Annotated in this window: 12 protein-coding genes; 7 read left to right on the plus strand and 5 right to left on the minus strand. The window is 41.2% G+C overall.

All coding sequences use genetic code 11. The features are described from left to right. Window positions 1-220 precede the first annotated feature (220 nt). The 5 genes from dnaA to PSYCG_RS00025 all read left to right on the plus strand — a co-directional run bounded on the left by dnaA (window position 221) and on the right by PSYCG_RS00025 (window position 8,198). On the plus strand, window positions 221-1,666 hold the full coding sequence (gene dnaA, locus PSYCG_RS00005; protein ID WP_020442403.1) for a chromosomal replication initiator protein DnaA: 1,446 nt from the start codon (window positions 221-223) through the stop codon (window positions 1,664-1,666). Between the two features lie 160 nt (window positions 1,667-1,826). Then, window positions 1,827-3,002, plus strand: coding sequence for a DNA polymerase III subunit beta (dnaN, locus tag PSYCG_RS00010; RefSeq protein ID WP_011512380.1), 1,176 nt, complete (start codon window positions 1,827-1,829; stop codon window positions 3,000-3,002). A gap of 166 nt (window positions 3,003-3,168) precedes the next feature. Continuing rightward, the gene (recF, locus tag PSYCG_RS00015; protein WP_020442404.1) at window positions 3,169-4,377 is read left to right on the plus strand and encodes a DNA replication/repair protein RecF; all 1,209 of its coding nucleotides are present in this window, start codon (window positions 3,169-3,171) and stop codon (window positions 4,375-4,377) included. Between the two features lie 499 nt (window positions 4,378-4,876). Next, a complete protein-coding gene (gyrB, locus tag PSYCG_RS00020; RefSeq protein WP_020442405.1) occupies window positions 4,877-7,492 on the plus strand; it encodes a DNA topoisomerase (ATP-hydrolyzing) subunit B in 2,616 nt (871 codons plus the stop codon). Between the two features lie 124 nt (window positions 7,493-7,616). Next, window positions 7,617-8,198, plus strand: a complete 582-nt coding sequence (locus PSYCG_RS00025; protein ID WP_020442406.1) for a manganese efflux pump MntP family protein — start codon at window positions 7,617-7,619, stop codon at window positions 8,196-8,198. Between the two features lie 113 nt (window positions 8,199-8,311). On the opposite strand, the gene rlmF is transcribed toward PSYCG_RS00025, so the two are convergent. Then, entirely contained in the window at window positions 8,312-9,349 is a 1,038-nt protein-coding gene (rlmF, locus tag PSYCG_RS00030; RefSeq protein WP_041772346.1) for a 23S rRNA (adenine(1618)-N(6))-methyltransferase RlmF, read from the minus strand. Window positions 9,350-9,414: 65 nt separating this feature from the next. Then, a complete protein-coding gene (locus PSYCG_RS00035) occupies window positions 9,415-10,152 on the minus strand; it encodes a LysE family translocator (protein ID WP_020442408.1) in 738 nt (245 codons plus the stop codon). Between the two features lie 216 nt (window positions 10,153-10,368). Between PSYCG_RS00035 and PSYCG_RS00040 the strand changes: the two genes are divergently transcribed. Further along, window positions 10,369-11,184 (plus strand): crotonase/enoyl-CoA hydratase family protein, encoded by an 816-nt coding sequence (locus PSYCG_RS00040; RefSeq protein ID WP_020442409.1) that lies wholly within the window; start codon window positions 10,369-10,371, stop codon window positions 11,182-11,184. Window positions 11,185-11,210: 26 nt separating this feature from the next. Here PSYCG_RS00040 and PSYCG_RS00045 read toward each other — a convergent pair whose 3' ends face one another. Both PSYCG_RS00045 and PSYCG_RS00055 read right to left on the minus strand, forming a co-directional pair. Further along, the gene (locus PSYCG_RS00045; protein ID WP_144061735.1) at window positions 11,211-14,096 is read right to left on the minus strand and encodes an ATP-binding protein; all 2,886 of its coding nucleotides are present in this window, start codon (window positions 14,094-14,096) and stop codon (window positions 11,211-11,213) included. A gap of 661 nt (window positions 14,097-14,757) precedes the next feature. Then, on the minus strand, window positions 14,758-15,600 hold the full coding sequence (locus PSYCG_RS00055) for a membrane protein (RefSeq protein WP_020442412.1): 843 nt from the start codon (window positions 15,598-15,600) through the stop codon (window positions 14,758-14,760). 238 nt (window positions 15,601-15,838) lie between these two features. On the opposite strand from PSYCG_RS00055, the gene PSYCG_RS00060 reads away from it, so the two are divergent. Continuing rightward, window positions 15,839-17,014 (plus strand): MalY/PatB family protein, encoded by a 1,176-nt coding sequence (locus PSYCG_RS00060; RefSeq protein WP_041772186.1) that lies wholly within the window; start codon window positions 15,839-15,841, stop codon window positions 17,012-17,014. 30 nt (window positions 17,015-17,044) lie between these two features. Here PSYCG_RS00060 and PSYCG_RS00065 read toward each other — a convergent pair whose 3' ends face one another. Next, window positions 17,045-18,613: an FGGY-family carbohydrate kinase gene (locus PSYCG_RS00065; protein WP_020442414.1), complete on the minus strand. Its 1,569-nt coding sequence runs from the start codon at window positions 18,611-18,613 to the stop codon at window positions 17,045-17,047. Between the last annotated feature and the right edge of the window lie 166 nt (window positions 18,614-18,779).

Genomic DNA, 18,779 nt, shown 5'->3' on the forward strand with positions numbered 1-18,779 from the left:
ATGATTACTTATACACAAAAATATCCACAGGCTTATCCCCAGAAAACAAGGTTTTATCCACAGGTTATTTGTGGTAGATTACTCCCCTATAAGATATAAGGTGTTAGTGTACTTTGTAATAGGTTGTTTAACGTAAACCTCAACGCCTTTTTAGACCTAATTCGATCCATTCTTACAATAAAAAATGCTAATACTTTGAACTATAGGGCTACTGATATTCATGATAGATACAGCAAATATTTGGGATAAATGCCTAAACGACTTACGTTATCATGTCAAAGATAACGTGTTTACCATGTGGTTAAGACCATTGTCAGCTCATCAAGAAAACAACACTTTAATCATTCTTGCACCTAATGATTACTTTGTAACTTACATTAAAAAGAACCACTTAGAGGATATTCAACAGCTGGTTACTAAGCATAGCCAAGGAAGTATCGAAGAAGTTATTGTACGTGTTGATAATGCTGGTCGTACTGCTGATGATACTAGCTCGCTACAATCAGGGTCTTTATTCTCAGAAGATAACCTCTCCCCTACCCTTGCAAATCATGATTTTGAAACCATTCATCATAATAATGCCAAAGCAGATATCGATGCCAATATGCGTCATGCGGAAGCCGTTGACTCTGCTGATGCGAAATCCTTAAATTATTTAAATCCTGATTTTACCTTTGAAACCTTTGTCACAGGTAAGTCTAATAACCTTGCCTATAAGGCATGCTATGAGCTTGGTAAACGCCAATCAAAGAATCGCCACAATCCTTTATTTATATATGGACCTTCTGGTTTGGGAAAAACCCATTTAATGCATTCAGTAGCACATCGCTATTTAAAAAATAATCAAACTTTTTATTATTTCACTTCTGAAAAATTTATTAATCAATTGGTTTATTCATTAAGAAATAATAAAATAGAAGACTTTAAAAAGAAAATAAAAAAAGTAGATTTATTAATAGTAGATGATATTCATGTATTAGCTGGAAAGACTAAAAGTAGTAATGAGTTTTTAACATTGTTTGCAGATTTTACTAGTGGTGATAAACAGCTGATTTTGGCATCCGATCGTCATCCATCACAAATGACTGAATTTGACGAGCGCTTTAGATCTCGTTTTTCTTGGGGCTTAACGGTCGCAGTTGATCCGCCTGAAATTGATACGCGCGTACAAATCTTACAAAGGAAAGCCGCCTCTTATGGAATGAGCCTTCCTAAAGAATGTGCGTTATTCATCGCTCAAAATGTTGTTTCTAATGTGAGACGTTTAGAAGGTGCTTTAAACCAAGTATTTGCCAATGCTAACTTAACCGGCGCCCCTATTACCCTTGAAATGGTGCAATATGCCTTAAAAGATATTGTTGCCATGCGCGTACAAGCGGTCAATATGGATAATATTCGTAAAGTGGTCGCTGAATATTATGATGTGACGATTAAAGATATGCTTGGTCGCAAGCGTACGCGTAGTATTGCTAGACCTCGCCAAATAGCGATGGCACTATCACGAGAGTTGACCAGCGAGAGTTTTCCTGAGATTGGGCAGTCTTTTGGAGGACGCGACCACACAACAGTGATGCATGCTTGTGATAAAGTGAATGAGCTACGTGCCGCCGATCCAGCGTTTGACAAGGATTACAAGACCCTAGCTTTGATGCTGCAAGCTGGTTAGAAGGCTCTACTATCACTATATTTTAGTAGATAGATATGGTTTATAATGTTGAAAACGGGCGTATACAGACCCCTAATAGATTATCGTCAGTAGACAGGGTATATTAAGTCAATATTCTTTATTTTTATAAAAAGAATCAATCAAATAAGAGTAACTAAGCATGCAATTATCGATTAATCGAGAGTCGTTACTAAAAGCCATTAACTTGATCGCCAAGGCTGCTGATAAACGCCATAATATGGTTATTTTGGGTAATATCAAGCTACAGCTATTTGAATCAGAGCTTGTTTTGACCGCTTCTGATTTAGAAGTAGAGCTGACATCGACGTTGAAATTGCCTGCTGGAGCTTGTGTTGAAGCAGGTACGACGACATTGCCTGCCACTAAATTAAGAGATATTTGTAAATCTTTACCCGCTCAAGCACAAGTTAGTCTGATAACTCAAGAAAACCAACGCTGCTTATTGACCAGTGGCAAGAGCCGTTTTACCTTGGGGACATTGCCTAGCGAGGATTATCCAAGTTTGGGCAATCCTGAAAATATTACACCATTAACGATTAGCCGTAGCCGTCTTATTGATTTAATTCATAAGACCCAATTTGCGATGGCGATTCAAGATGTCCGTTATTATCTAACGGGTATGCTATTTGATGTATCACAGCAGCAGTTAACGACTGTTGCAACCGATGGTCATAGACTGGCATTAGCACGTAGTGTTATTGAGGTCAGTGCTGATTTAAGTATGCAGGCTATCTTGCCACGTAAGGCTGTAATTGAGCTTGAGCGTTTGGCTACCGAGCTGGGCAAAATGCTTGGTGATAAAGACAATGCCGTTACGTTGAGTTTCGGTCGTGAATTTTTGCAAGTGAGCTTACCCTTTGGTGATGTGGATAGTGCAGGGCAGGTTAGTCAGGATTTGATGGTGACTTTTACCGCGCGTCTGATTGATGGTAAATTCCCTGATTATCGCCGTGTGATGCCTAGCAATACAGACAAACTTGCTCTATTTAATCAAGAGAAAATGATGGATGTGCTGCGCCGTGTCGCGATTTTGAGTAATGAGAAGTCTCGCGGAGTAGTCTTTAATTTTGCCAGTGATGGTATGGTAGAAGTACGCGCCAATAATGCAGAGCAAGATGAAGCGGTGGAGATGATTCAAGCTAAGTATCAAGGTGAGCCGATGGAGTTGTCCTTTAATGCTGCTTATCTACAAGACGTGCTAGGTGTCATCCAAGGCGACTTGCAAATGCATATGAGCCAGTCAAATGCGTCGGTATTGGTTAATCAGTTAAATGATGAGTTTCATCAATACGTTATTATGCCAATGCGCATATAATCTATTCTTTAAATGATAGATAATTAGGGTTGAAAGTTATAATTGTTATGAATTTTAACCCTCATCATATCGATAATTTTAAGCTTCCAAAGCTTAACATTCTATATTTTAATTAAACTTTTGCCTGCTAAAATACAAGTAGGATTTATAGGCGGCTGTCGGTATTATGATTGAACGTCTACAAATCTCTCACTTGCGCAATTTAACGCACATCAATTTATCTCCTGCAGCTTGTAATGTTATTATCGGCGCTAATGGCAGTGGTAAAACCTCGTTACTTGAAGCTATATTTTTGTTATCAAGAGGCAAAAGTTTCCGTCATCATCAGCCTAAACGCTATATCCAACATTATCAAGAGTCTGCCACTATACATGCTAAGCTCAATGACAGCCGTACCTTAGCTATCCAAAAGAAAGCAGATGCGACGACTATTCTGCGTTTAAATCAAACCACTGTATACAACCAAAGCATCTTGACCGAGCAGCTACCAACATTGCTTATAGACCCATCAACGATGGACATGCTAGAGCAGGGTAGTGCCAGTCGTCGCCAGCTATTGGATTGGTTAGTGTTTCACATGAAACAAGGCTTTCACCCCCAGTGGGTTGCTTATCAACGTCTTCTAAAACAGCGCAATAGTTTACTAAAGCAACGGCGTCATTTAACTCAGGTTCAGCTCGCTGAGCTTAAAGCTTGGGATAAGGGGCTGGCCAGTCATGCAGCGCTGATTCATCATTACCGTCAAGCTATATTTGAAGCTTGGCAGCCTTATTTTTCTAAGAGCATTGCACAGTTATTGCCTGCTTATGCTGAACAATTGAGCTTAAGCTACAATGCAGGCTATGATACTGGTATAGCGCTCGACATACAGCTTAACGAACGCCTAGAGCAGGATTTGCAGTTGGGTTATACCCGTATTGGTAACCATCGTGCTGATATTCACGTACATTGGCGCTCGATAGGCTCAAGACAGATAGCTGATGAGAATCTAAACTCACCTTTATCAGCAGATTCGACTGTGAAACTGCCTATTTTAAAAGAGCAGGCGGCTAATATCTTATCTCGTGGAGAGAAAAAACTGTTGATTACGGCATTGCGTTTATCACAATTACCATTGTTGCTTAATGCTAAAACTAATAGCGAGCTATATAACAGTGACGCTAAATTAAGTGCTACACCAGTAGTATTACTAGATGATATTACTGCAGAGCTAGATGATAAGGCGATAGAGATTTTATTATCAACATTAGCACAGCTACCATGTCAGGTATTTGTGACCAGTTTGACAGACAGTATTTTACCTTTAGTACATAAATATTGGGAAAAATCTCAAGTGTTTCACATGAAACAAGGATGTATTTTGCCAGCTCAGTAGCTTTTACTAGGGTATTGATATCTGCGTTATTAATCCTTATTTTATGTCCTTAAGCACCCTTCCCCTTGCATATTTCACCCTCATCTTATACCGCATTCTGCTACTTAAAAATCGTTCCCTAAACAGTGACTTACAGGCAAAAAAATGCTAAAATAGAGCTTTATTTTTGTCCTATTCTTAGCAAGTTATCTTACCGTTTTATATGGATTTTTATTATTGGTTGTAAGGACTTAAGTTATTGATAACAATGAATTTGATTCAATATTTTTAAACTTCATAGTTTTAAGAATAATCGCAGTATGGATCAAATAGAGTATGCAGACCTGACATATTTTTCAATCTGGTTTTTTGCCTCTATATTATTTTCTAAAAAGCTTGGGCCAACCTTAATAAAGACAGAATATGACTACAAAACGATATTATAGATAGCATCATTAAGTATCACCACTGTGGTGAGCTGATGATAAACAGCTGATAATGGCTAGATCAAGGAATGCACATGAGTGACTCATTACCTACCGACCACCAGCAATTAACGTCAGACAGCGCAGTTGAGACTATTGCCGCCGCTGTCGCTCCTGAGGTATTACCCTCTGATTACAGCTCGAAAGACATCCGAGTACTGCGCGGACTAGAAGCGGTGCGCGTGCGTCCTGGTATGTATATTGGTGATACCGATGATGGTACTGGCTTGCATCATATGGTCTTTGAGGTGGTGGATAACTCTATCGATGAAGCGCTTGCTGGTCATTGTGATCAAATTGATATCATTATCCACGAAGATGAATCTGTCAGCGTGATGGATAATGGTCGCGGTGTCCCTGTTGACATTCATCCAGAAGAAGGTGTGTCTGCCGCACAGGTTATTATGACGGTACTGCATGCTGGTGGTAAGTTTGATGATAATAGCTATAAAGTCTCTGGCGGTCTGCATGGCGTTGGCGTTTCAGTCGTTAACGCCCTATCCAAAAAGCTTGAGATGAATATCTGGCGTGAAGGTTATCATTATCATCAGACTTATACTGATGGTGTGCCTGATGGCGATATTCAGCAAATGGAAGCGACAGATCAAACTGGCACACAAATCCGTTTTTACCCTAGCAATGACGTATTTACCGGTACTATTTTTGAATATGATATTTTAGCCAAGCGTTTACGTGAATTGTCATTCTTAAACTCTGGCGTACGTATTGTTTTGACTGATGAACGTATTGATAAGCGCCATGAGTTTGAACATAAAGGTGGATTGTCAGAGTTTGTCAGCTATATCAATGCTGGTAAAGATGGCATCAATGATGTGTTCCATTTTATCAGTAATCAAGATGATGGTATCAGTGTCGAAGTGGCGTTGCAGTGGACAGATACTTATAACGAAAAGGTGTTTTGTTTTACCAATAACATTCCACAGCGCGATGGCGGCACGCATTTATCTGGCTTCCGCTCAGCACTCACGCGTTGTTTAAATACCTATATGGATCGTGAAAATCTCTTCAAAAAAGAGAAAGTGGCTGCGACTGGTGATGATGCCCGTGAAGGTCTAACGGCTATCGTATCTGTCAAAGTTCCAGATCCTAAGTTTTCGAGTCAAACCAAAGATAAACTGGTATCAAGTGAAGTAAAATCTGCCGTCGAATCAGCAATGCACGATAAGTTTAATGATTATCTGCAAGAAAATCCAAGCGCTGGTAAATTGATTGCCGGTAAAATAATTGATGCTGCTCGTGCTCGTGATGCCGCTCGTAAAGCGCGTGAGATGACTCGTCGTAAGACCACATTAGATATCGCAGGTCTGCCGGGTAAATTGGCAGATTGCCAAGAAAAAGATCCTGCATTATCAGAGTTATATATCGTGGAAGGGGACTCTGCTGGCGGTTCAGCCAAGCAAGGTCGTAGCCGTAAAACGCAAGCAATTTTGCCTTTAAAAGGTAAAATCCTAAACGTTGAGCGCGCGCGTTTTGACAAGATGTTATCATCACAAGAAGTCGGTAATCTAATTACTGCACTTGGTTGTGGTATTGGTCCTGATGAATATAATCCTGATAAAGTTCGCTATCATAAAATCATTATCATGACCGATGCGGACGTTGATGGGTCGCATATTCGCACTTTGCTATTGACCTTTTTCTTCCGTCAAACGCCTGAATTGATTGAACGTGGTTATATTTATATTGCTCAGCCACCACTTTATAAAGTCAAAAAAGGTCGTCAAGAGCTATATCTAAAAGACGATGAGGCGCTTAAAGCGTATTTATTATCTTCAACGATTGATAATACTAGGCTGCATATCAGTGCGGACGCCCCTGCCATTACTGGTCAAGCGTTAGAGACTTTATTAAACGACTATAACCAAACGCAACTGATTAAGGCGCGTTTGCAGATTCGTTATCCAGCCATCTTATTGGATGCATTGACTCATACGCCAAAGCTTAGTACTGATATGACGTATGATAAAGATGTAATGCAAGCATGGAAAGACACGCTACAGACCCAGCTTGAACACTTTGGTAGTGACTTAAGTCCTGAGATTGAGCTGGTGAATATCCATGCACCGCAGCCTAAAAATATGGATGCTGCTGCCGCTGATTTACTGGGTATGAAACCTGTCGTTGCCGTTGAAGAAAGTGATAGCTCTGACACTGAAGCGGTAGTCGCAAAAGCACAATGGCTGCCACGTATTACGGTCTATGTGCATCAGTTGGCCCATCATTACTTGCTCGATGCCAGCTTTATCAATTCGGGTGAGTATACTAAGCTGCTGCGTTTATCAGCTGAATGGAATACCTTGCTTGATGAAGATGCTTTTATTCGCCGTGACGCAACAGCGGGTACAACCAAAGACATCCCCATACGTGACTTCGATTATTTGTGGCAGCAAATGATGCTTGATGCGCGTCGTGGTCTAGCGATCCAGCGCTATAAAGGGTTGGGCGAGATGAATGCCGATCAGCTGTGGGATACCACTATGGATCCTGAAAACCGCCGTATGCTGCGCGTCAATATTGAAGATGCTATCGCAGCGGATCATATGTTCACCTGCTTGATGGGTGATCATGTAGAGCCGCGTCGTATCTTTATCGAAGAAAATGCGTTAACGGTTTCTAATTTAGATATCTAAATGGCATAATATTGTGAATCAATGAAAAACCACCGCTTTGGCAACCAATGCGGTGGTTTTTTAATATCAAGCTTGTTTCACGTGAAACTTAATTGAATAAATGCTTTAAATAATGGATGTAGAAATGATCGAAGTTATTTTACTTGCTATAGCATTGGCAATGGATGCGTTTGCGGTATCAATTGGTTTAGGCGCTAAGTCTCAAAAACAATCGTCCGCTTATGTTTTACGTTTAGCGGTTTATGCAGCACTGTATTTTGGTATCGCACAAGGCGTTATGCCGCTGATAGGGTATTTATTGGGCGCAGTATTGCTAGGCTGGTTAGCGACTGCTGCACCGTGGATTGGCGGTGGTATCCTTATTCTGCTTGGCACTAAGATGTTATATGAAGCGTTTAATGGTGAGGTTGAAGCGGTATTAGAAGACAGTTTTGATAGAAATATGCAAGAAAAAATCAATCATCGCATGATGTTTACACTGGCTATTGCCACCAGTATTGATGCCATGGCAGCAGGATTTACTTTAAATTTACTGGCACTTAATGCGTGGTTAGCGTGCTCCATCATCGCTATTGTTACCGCTGGATTTGGCTTTTTTGGTATCTATTTAGGTAAGTTTTCTGGAACGTGGCTTGAGGATAAAGCTGAGATACTTGGTGGATTGGTATTGATAGCCATTGGTATAAAGGTTATGTTTATCCGTTAATAAGCACCATTATTTGGATTAATTCTCTACAATAAAAAGCACCCCTTTGATGATCAAAGGGGTGCTTTTTTGTTTCACGTGAAACTATAGTTATTTATGATCTTAATTATTATTTACTCTTCATCAGTATTAAAACGCCATGCAAGTATACGAGTACTTTTTTGACCTTGACTCATCTCGATGATACGCATTTGGGCGACACCAAGTTGTTTCAACAGTAATTGCAGAGGTTTTACGTTTTCTGACTTAGATACCAGTGTCGTAAACCAGCCAACATGCTCAGCGAAATCTTGACTCTCTTTTGCCATTTTGGTTAAAAAGGCAATCTCACCGCCCTCAGACCACAGCTCTTTATGCTGACCACCAAAGTTTAGGTTTTGCGCGGCATTGCCAGACTTTGTTGAGCTGCGGCTGATTTGTTCATTCTCATTCTTACCACGATGTCGTTGTAAATTATGCTGCTTACGACTATTGGCTTCCATCGCTTCTTCCAACGAGGCATGAAACGGCGGATTACAAACCACCACATCAAAGTAATCTTGGCGACCGATGATATTTTTAAAAATAAATTTAGGTTCGGTCTGTAGTTTGACTTTAACGGCACTTTTTAGCTTTGGATTGGTCTCACAAATCAGCGCGGCAGTATTGACCGAAATAGGGTCAATGTCTGAGGCGGTAAATCGCCAACCGTAGCTTTGACTACCAATAATCGGATAAATCGCGCTGGCACCCGTGCCAATATCTAGGGCGTGAATTTCTTTGCCAGTTGGCGGTGTATTGTCTTTATTCACATGCGTGGTTTGCGCGAGCAGGTCAGCGATATAATGGATATAGTCGGCACGACCAGGGATTGGTGGGCAGAGATAGCCTTCAGGAATATCCCAAAATTTCACGCCATAATAATTTGCTAGTAGCGCCTGATTGAGCACTCGTACCGCTTGATGATCGGAGAAGTTAATCGTCGACTCACCTTTAGGATTGGTAATGGTGTGCTTGGCAAGCTCTGGTAAGGCACGAGTCAGTGCCACAAAGTCATAGCGACCTTGGTGCGGATTGCGCGGATGCAGCTGACCGAGTTTTTTGGCAGTCTCAGGCGAGCGGTTTCTGTGATTATTGGCGGTCGGGCGACGGTTTATAGGCTTACTGGTCATAGTATCGGGCTTTGATGTTTGAATATAATGCACCATTTTAGCAGATTTCACGAGTCACTAGCGTCTTATCGACTACGTAAAATAAGATTTAATCCCAATATTATCATCGCTGTACCCAAGACGCGGTCTATCCAATGCTCAAAGCGTTGAAAGCGACGATGAATGGCAGGAATAGACAGTAACATCACCACCGTGCTAAACCATGCCATCTGCAAGACCATCATCCATACGCCATAGATTGCTAACTGCCAAAGCGGTATGTCAGGTGACAATACTAAGGTAAATATCGCCACGAAATACACTGGTGCTTTTGGATTAAATACATTGCAAAAAAAGCCACGGCGCAGAATGGCAGTGGTCGATTCAGTATCAGTAGGCGGTTTTTTATTAGAAATAGCTTTATCAGAAAGTGCTGTATGAGTGCTAAGCGTCGTTTGCTTGGTAAGCGTATCTTGCGAAACGTAAGCGCCTGAATCTGTTGGTTCTGCGGAAAGGGCTAAATCTGCTGGCTTTTTAGGTTTGGCTTGAATACCTTGCCAACCTAAATAAATAAGATAACTGCCACCTAACCATTTAATAGCAGTAAGTAATGGCTGCGAATGGGCAATTACCGTCGCCAGTCCTAGCACCGAATAAGTGATGTGTATCGCAAGACCTAAAGTAATACCAAGGCTACAAATCAAACCCGTGCGTCTACCTTTTGCCAAGGTTTGCTGCGAGACCAATACAAAATCAGGACCCGGAGAGGCGGCAGCGAGTAAATGGACGCTGGTGATAAGCAAAAAACCGTGCCAAAATTCCATAAAATGCTCTGAGTCATGTCTTGAGTTGGATAATAGTTGCACATTAGCGTAAATGAGGTCAACTGATATTGATACCAGCTATTGATGCTCATGCTAAAACGTTGCTTGCGTTGCACGTAGCGTATGTCTATATTGAAAGTAAGTTACATGATTTTTAGCAGTGTTAATTCGCCATGTGACAAACCATAAAACGATCGCTCTAATAAGGATAAAAATATGACTACGGAAAGTAATAACAGTAATTCTACTAGCAATGACACTCGCATTACTTATGAAACTCAAGATTACATCTGCTTGATCGGGCTCAATCGCGCTGATAAACGTAATGCCTTTGACAGTCATATGATTAAGCAATTATCTGAGGCACTCACTCAATACGAAAATGATGCCAATCTTCGCTGTGCGCTGATATTCGCTCACGGTGAGCACTTCACTGCAGGGCTTGATTTGATGGAGCTACAAGATAAATGGGATAAAGGCGCGTTTGAGTTTACTGCTGACGAAATCGATCCTTGGGGTATCGGTGGAAAATTGCGCAGTAAGCCCGTTGTCGTCGCAGTACAAGGCACGTGCTTTACCGCTGGGATTGAGCTGATGCTCAATAGTGATGTCGTCATCGCAAGTGATAACTGCAACTTTGCACAAATGGAAGTGCAGCGCGGCATCATGCCCTTTGGCGGCGCAACCGTACGCTTTGTCGCTGCTGCTGGTTGGCAAAAAGCTATGCCTTATTTACTCACTGGTAAAGCGTTTGATGCGCAAACGGCTGATAGACTGAATTTGGTCAGCGAAGTGGTGGCAAATGGAGAAGAATACGAGCGCGCGCTAACTATCGCCCAAGAAATTTGCAACGCTGCACCGCTTGGGGTGCAAGGGTTATTGTCATCAGCGCAAGATGCCAGTCGTAATGGGGCTGCGACTGCATTAGCCAATATCCATAGTTATCTGCCACCGCTCTTTCATTCAGAAGATGCCAAAGAGGGTGCGATGGCGATGGTTGAGAGACGTGAGGCTGAGTTTAAGGGGCGTTAGTTTTAAACATAGTTATAAAGCTTATTTTAAACTTTAAAATAAGCTTTTCCGTTATTTAGTTCTAACCATGTGTCAACTATGGAATATCCGACTTCTTTTTTCTCTATTAATATATCTGGATCTACGTTATCCCAATCAAAGTAGTGTGCGATAGTACCTACTAGCTTTTCTTGTTCCAAAAAGCTTATTACTTCTTCTGGTTTGAATAACCCGGGCAATTCGTTTGAAATTTTATTTTCTAAAATGTACCAATCACTATTTTCCCAGATAATATCTAATTTGTTCTGAAAACGTTTGGGTAAAAATGTTGGTTTACATATTTCTTCATAATCGTCAATACGTATAAATAGCCTTGAACCAGACAAGAATTTTAAAAGGAAGTTTCCATATAAGGCTCTATAGTGATTTGTACTTGAAAACTCAAAGTAGTTTCTAACCCAATCTAGCCTACCAGTTTTAGTATCGCCAGAAACTTTAACAAATGAGAAGTCAGTGTAAAAACCGTTTAAAAGCTTTTTTTCTATAGTAGGAGTATCATGAAATGGAATGATTTGAATTGAAGTTGGCTTGGATTTCACTATAGTTTGCTTATCTACTAGAGATATACCTTGTCTTGAAAACAAAAAAGCACTAATGTAGCTATCTTTATGTCTACCAATTTCCCAGTTCAACTTTCTCAAAATTAAAGTTTTCTTGATAGTATTTTCGATGCTAATAAAGTCTGTTTTACTAAAGCTTTCAAAGAAATTCTCTATGAGTTTCTTTGTTACATCTTTACTTACTTTGCTTATAAAACTTGCGTTAGAGTAAGTAAGGCTATTTCTTTGTATATCAAGCGGTACTTGCCCGTCTTGGTCATAAACTACTACAGTTGGATCTTCTGGAGTAAGTATTTGATTTCCTCTATCCCAGAGGAATTTTATGTTGCTATTGTATTTAACTGAATTGATAAATATACCATTGCACACTAATACTGAGAAATATTTGTTTGAATGATATTCACTATCTTTAGTTTCAAAACCTTCGTATGACCAAACTACATCGTCAAGTCCTTCAGTTTCAACTCTAAACCAGTTAGTACCTTGTAAATTACTTCTAGATTGTGGAACAACTATATTTTGTTCCAAGAACTTTGTATGTTTCTCATTAGAATCATTAACCTTAATTAAACTTCTCTTTACTTTAGGCACTGATAAACAGTACCAATCCCAAGATTTTGGATTTTTGCTTAAATTACAAACAATATTTTTACTTGTCTTAATAGATACCTTAGTACCTACGTGACAATCAGTATGAGATATAGTGACAGACTTACTTCCTCGACTGCATCGAAACTTCAAACCTTTATTTTCTGGACAGCTTATGTGTCTGGTTTCAACCTCTAATTCATCACCCAATAGGTAGGCTGCTAACAATCCGATACCAAATCTTCCTGTACGGTGAATATCAGAGCTACCTTCAGTTTCATGAGTTTTTTTCCATCTATCACTATTTCTAAAGGAAGCACCGATATTTAAGAAATAGTTTTCGATAATATCAAGTGTCATGCCTACACCGTAATCCTCTACAATTACTTCACCATAATCTCCATGCTCAATTACTGAAACGCATACATCAAAGTCTTCAGGTTTTTCGATGACAATTTTTTGCTGTTTTTTGCTTATATCTTCAAGCTCTAAACAGGCATCTACTGAATTTTGTACTAATTCTCTAATACCAATTTCTGGTTTGTTCCCATATAAAGGTGCAATAAGTAGTTCCATCATTTCAGAATCAGCAGTTCGAAATTTGAGAACCTTAGGGATAAATTCAGGTTTTTTATTTCTAGTATATTCATTGATATCATCTAATGAAGAGCGTAGGCGACGAATATTGATACCTAGATTAGCCATCTTATCGTACCTTCCATAAACCTCGCCCAGCACAGCCCAAACCTCATCCAGCTCTCTTTGGATGTCAGTGAAAAGCCATCTCAAGTCTTCGAAAAGAATCGCATCTTGAGGTTCAGCATCTATAAATAAAGCTTCTGGATCTTCATCGGCATGATTGATTTCGAGAATAGCATCATGCTTTTTCCACTCACCTTTTGATATAGGGCTAATCAACGATTTAACATTTAATAGTTGAGAAGGCGCTCTAGTTGCTTGTACCTGAATATAGTCCGAGATACGTAATACGGACATCAAGAATGGAACGTGGCAACCAAGATGCTCTCTTTTCTTCTTTGTATTAAGAGCATCTACGGCTTGCCTTAGAGACATATTATGACTTTTAGCAATGAACCCACACAAATCTAAAAAATGTCGTCTTGGTTCTTCCGCTAGCTTGAGAGTTTTTCCATCAGTTCCTGGTACACCATTAAACACGATCTCGTGTGCTATTCGAGCATGATGCCTTCTAATAAACTCACCAATCAATAGTTTATCTCTAGTCGTAAGATCTATTTTATTATCTGGAATATCACTGACAGGTTTAGAGTCATTGAAAATAGACTTGAGCTTATCAGAGTTAAAACGTTTAGCTTCTGCGATATAGTCAGACCACATCTCACTCCATTTAGGATCGGTACTAAAATATTGAGATTTAATTGAAGGATAAGTATCTGTTATCAGAGAATAGAACCCATCTTCTGTAATATGCATTGCGCAATCATGAAGTAAGACGGAAATTATCATTGCTGATACGTCTTCGGGTGTTATGGTATCCCAGCTTTCATCTGTAATAATACTTTCAGCTGTCGCTAAGACTTCATTCAAATGTATGAAACTATGATCAGTGTACTCAGGAAAAAACACTGTTGTATTTGCATCTAGCCAAGGTTTAAGATTGTTTACGCTTGTTAAAGTAAAAGAGTTGATACCAGAATCTTGTTCTAGTCTTTCTTTCATTCTATTCGGGATATTTAATGACACTAAGATTCCTTAATTTTTACTGATTTTAATTATAAAGTCATAAATTTATGTTCTGTTGAGCTGTTATAAGTTTGCAGCTGATTTATTATTCAATCTATTGTAGCAAAGAGAACCAAAGTTGACTTGAATATTAGCTACTAAGGGTTTCAAAAAAACGCGATAGTTAGTCTCAATTTTAGAGCTTGCCACGAAGGCGCGTTTTAGCCCTGATATGAGAGCCGTAAAAAAATTGCACTGCAATTTTAGGCTTGCAAGTGAAACTCTCTTAAATGAGAGTTTCTTAAGGCTATCCTGCTTGAATAGGCGTGTTGCGAAGGCTAGGTTTTGGGGCAGTCTCGTGACCAAACCTAGCCACAGAAAATCATAGATTTTCTCTTGCGTCAGGGCGAAGCAGTACTTCGCTTGATCCATCCTCACACCTAGATAAGCAGATAATAGCGAATGGCAGGATTGGCTCCCCTTATTACTGCAACGGTTTTACCTTCTAATCCGCAAATTCTAAACTATTCCCAAACCATCTAAAGCCCCAAGCCAAACCCCTAAACCTAGTACCGTAATCTCAAATAGCAAAAACCTCGCAATCGCGAGGTCTTATTATCTTATTGAGTATAGCTGGTGATAATTGCACCAGCGTTAGCAGCTTGGCTCTGATTGATTACTATTATTTAGCTGATTTTTTATAGTAATCAACCATCATAGTACCTAAAGTACCATTGTCATCGATAGTGACGATTCTGACCGTACCTGACTGAGACGCAGTACTGGACTGCACTTGTCCAGCATTACCTAAGACGACTTGATTGTTTTTCGTCGCCATTGCTCCGTTACCGATAGCGATGCTATTCATGCCGCCAGCCATAGATTTATTGCCTAACGCTACCGAGTTTGCACCTTGTGCGGCAGCCGCTTCACCAACTGCGGTAGAGCGTACGCCACTAGCATTGGCTATATGACCGAATGCTTGCGCGCGTTCGGCAGTGGCTTTTGACTGCCAACCGATAGACGTCGAGCCTAGACCTGCGGCATTGGCTTCACCGCCAACAGCCGTTGCTGAGTTCAGACCTGCATTGGCTTTATTGCCGACAGCGACGGTATCGTTAGTGCCACCAGCCATGGCTGCTTCACCAACAGCGGTAGAGCGTACGCCGCTAGCATTGGCTAGATGACCAAAGGCTTGCGCGCGTTCGGCAGTGGCTTTTGATTGCCAACCGATAGACGTTGAGCCTAGACCTGCGGCATTGGCTTGACCGCCGATGGCAGTTGCCGAATTAAGTCCTGCATTGGCCATATTACCGATTGCAACAGTATCATTGCTGCCGCCAGCAGTGGCTGTATTGCCAAGAGCGAGGGCAGTAGTGCTAGTAGTGTTTGCGGTGGTTTGTGCATTTGACATTTGATAGTCAGCGCCTGTTGCCATAGTCGTGCATGAAGCGGTGGCAGCGATGGCTAAAGTAAGGGCACACGTTTTGAGTGCTAAGTTTGGTAAAAAGTCCATTTTCATCATGCTAAATCCTTTTAGACAAGCCATCTTGGCTTAGTAGGGGGTTTGAGTAAAAGCTGATAGATCACAATCCTTGCAATATCAGCGTACTCTGGCATAAATAAATGATCATATGTAGAGTCCGCAACATTAATGTAACACTAATTTTTAACCATTATTCAAATAATGATGATGTTATATTTTCGAATATCATTTAAGCCGATGGATGAACAGTTATAATATAAAGCAATCGTAAAGGGGAATGCTGGTGTTGTACAACTTTAATAAAATAATAGACAGACGTAACACGGGATCGTTTAAATGGCACTATACCGATGACACGATTCCGCTGTGGGTAGCGGATATGGACTTTAAGACTGCTCAGCCTATTTTAGCGGCGATTGAGCAAGTAGCGCAGCATGGCATATTGGGTTATACCGTGCCGACCGAGCCGTTGTATCAAGCGATTATCGACTGGCATGGCAGTCGTTATGACTTGTGGCTGGATAAGCAGGATATCCTGTTTTCTCCGGGTGTCGTGCCAAGTTTGGTACTGATGATGAAGGTATTTACCGAGGTAGGGGATGCGGTACTCATCAATGACCCTATTTATACGCCTTTTATGACCAAGGTTTTAGACAATGATCGTAAGCTGGTGACTTCTGCATTACAGGAGGTTGAGGGCCGATATCATCTAGATTTAGTCGATATCGAAGCCAAAATTATCGAGCATAAAGTTAGGCTGTATTTGTTCTGCAATCCGCATAATCCGGGCGGGCGGGTATGGACAGCAGATGAAATTGAGGCGTTGCTTTCGATTTGCAAAAAGCACGATGTGGCGATTGTGAGTGATGAGATTCATCAAGATTTAACTTTGAGTGGGCATACATTCACGCCTTTTTTAACCCTAGCAAAAGACTATGAACACAAAGTAGTAAGCCTAACCTCGATGACCAAAACCTTTAATATTGCCGGTACCAAAGGCTCGATGATATTTGCTAAAGACAGCGCATTACTGAGTAAAATTAACCAGCAGCAGCGTTTAAGTGACGAACATGAGCTAAACTTATTTGCTTATACAGCGATGCGTAGTGCATATGAGCAAGGTGGTGAGTGGTTGGCGCAGGCGCTGACTTATATTGAAGCCAATATTGACTTAACCCTGCAATTTTTAGAAGAGCATTTACCTAAAATTAAGGTGATGCGTCCAGAAGCTTCGTATTTGATTTGGCTTGACTGCTCGGCATATGAGCAAGACGATCAAACGCTTTATGACAAATTGAGAGCCGCTAAGGTTGAGCTGAGTGCAGGTATCAAATATGGTAATGAGGGACATCTTAAAATGCGCCTTAATGTAGCGTGCCCTAAAGCGCTACTGATAGAAGGGCTAAACCGTATGCATACTGCATTAAATAGTAATGAAAACTGCAAAGCCTAATCAGCATTAAGTCTAAACAGACATTGAATGTTATTTAGCTGGATAACCGGTAATATCTTGAATACTTTGATATAAGGGTTTTAGACGCTCATACATTTTGAGATAAACCTCATTATAAAGACGTTTGTAGAGCTGAACATTGGCGTCAATGGGTAAGAATTCATCGCCCAAATGGGTCATGGCCTGAGTTGCGGTTAAATGGTCAGGATAAACGCCAAGTCCCACCGCACAGTTGATGGCAGCGCCTAAGCCTGAGGCTTCATAAGTATGCGGTCGATAAGCAGGCATACCAAAGATATCTGCCGTCAGTTGCATCGCTGAGTCACTTTGGGAGCCACCGCCAGACACACGCAGATGCTTAATGGCTTTGCCTGTACGCTTCTCAATGGTATCAAAACCAAGCTTTAGCTCATAAGCCAGCCCTTCTAAAATAGCGCGGTAGACATGCGCTCGCGTATGTACATCACCAAAACCAATAAGCGCACCTTTGCCTTCAAGACCTGGATGACGAACACCGGGCGACCAGTACGGCTGCATCATCAAACCCATACAGCCTGCTGGAATGTCTTTGACTGCCTTGTCGAGTAGTTTTTCAGTATCAACACCCTGCGTTTTTGCCAGTTGCTCTTCATACTGGGCAAATTGCTCTTTAAACCAGCTAACCATCCAAAAGCCGCGATAAATCATATACTCATGATTGTAGTAATTTGGCGCGGCGGCGGTATAAGCGGGCATGTGCTTGAGTATCTCAATATAACGGCTCGACGTGGTATTGATAGTCGCAGTAGTGCCAAAGCTTAAGCAGGCGGTATCGGCGGCAAGTCCGGCGGAACCCAACGCTTCGCAAGCTTTATCACTGGCGGCAGCAATCATTGGCGTGCCTTCAAGAATACCAGTAGCGGCGGCAGCGTGAGCGGTAATATGACCAAGTAGCTGCCCCGGTGCAATGAGTCTAGGCATTTGCTCTAGTCGACAACTGAACAGTCGCCATTTGATGTTGTTTGGCTTAAACCATGCTTGTGTTTTGTAATCGTAAGGCAGGTAGCCTAAGGCATGACCAGTAGAGTCGGCAATCTCGCCTGTGAGCTGATAGGTGAGGTACGCTGATAAATTGACATAATAGGCTGTTTTTGCCCATATCTCTGACTCATGATGCGCAAGCCAATTACAGCGTGCTTTTTGCTGCGCCTCTTGTACCAGCTCGCCCATACCGATGACTTTGGTGAGTGGACCTAGAAAGCCTATGTCATTGTTCTCGCCGCGACGCAAATCCATCCACACAATGGCTGGGCGTAGCGGTTGTTTATCCTTGTCCAAACATATCATGGTATAGCGCTGGGTGGCGAGGCTAACGCCGGCAATTTGTACTGGCGTGATATCGCAATTTTGCCACAACTGCTGACAGGCCTCGCTTAATTTTTGCCAATAGTAATCGGCATGTTGCTCGGCAAAACTAGGCTGCTCAGAAAAATACGGCTCGATAGGAACGCGTGCTTTGGCTATCTCGGTGCCGAATTGATCAAAGATAAGCGCTCTGACGCTTTGGGTGCCATTGTCGATGGCTAAGAAATAAATAGGCGCATCAAAGTTGTCGGTCATAGTCATCCTTAACTATGTGGGAATATAGGTTGAAGCTAACTTAGAGTATCAAGCGGAACGGGTATTAATTTTTCTAGCTTGCTGTGCCTACGCCGACAGAGGCTGAAAAAATTCATCCCAGTTCCGTCATATCTTTTCAACAATGAGTTTAGTATAGATAAATTAG

The sequence above is a fragment of the Psychrobacter sp. G genome, assembly GCF_000418305.1.
Taxonomy (GTDB): Bacteria; Pseudomonadota; Gammaproteobacteria; order Pseudomonadales; family Moraxellaceae; genus Psychrobacter; species Psychrobacter cryohalolentis.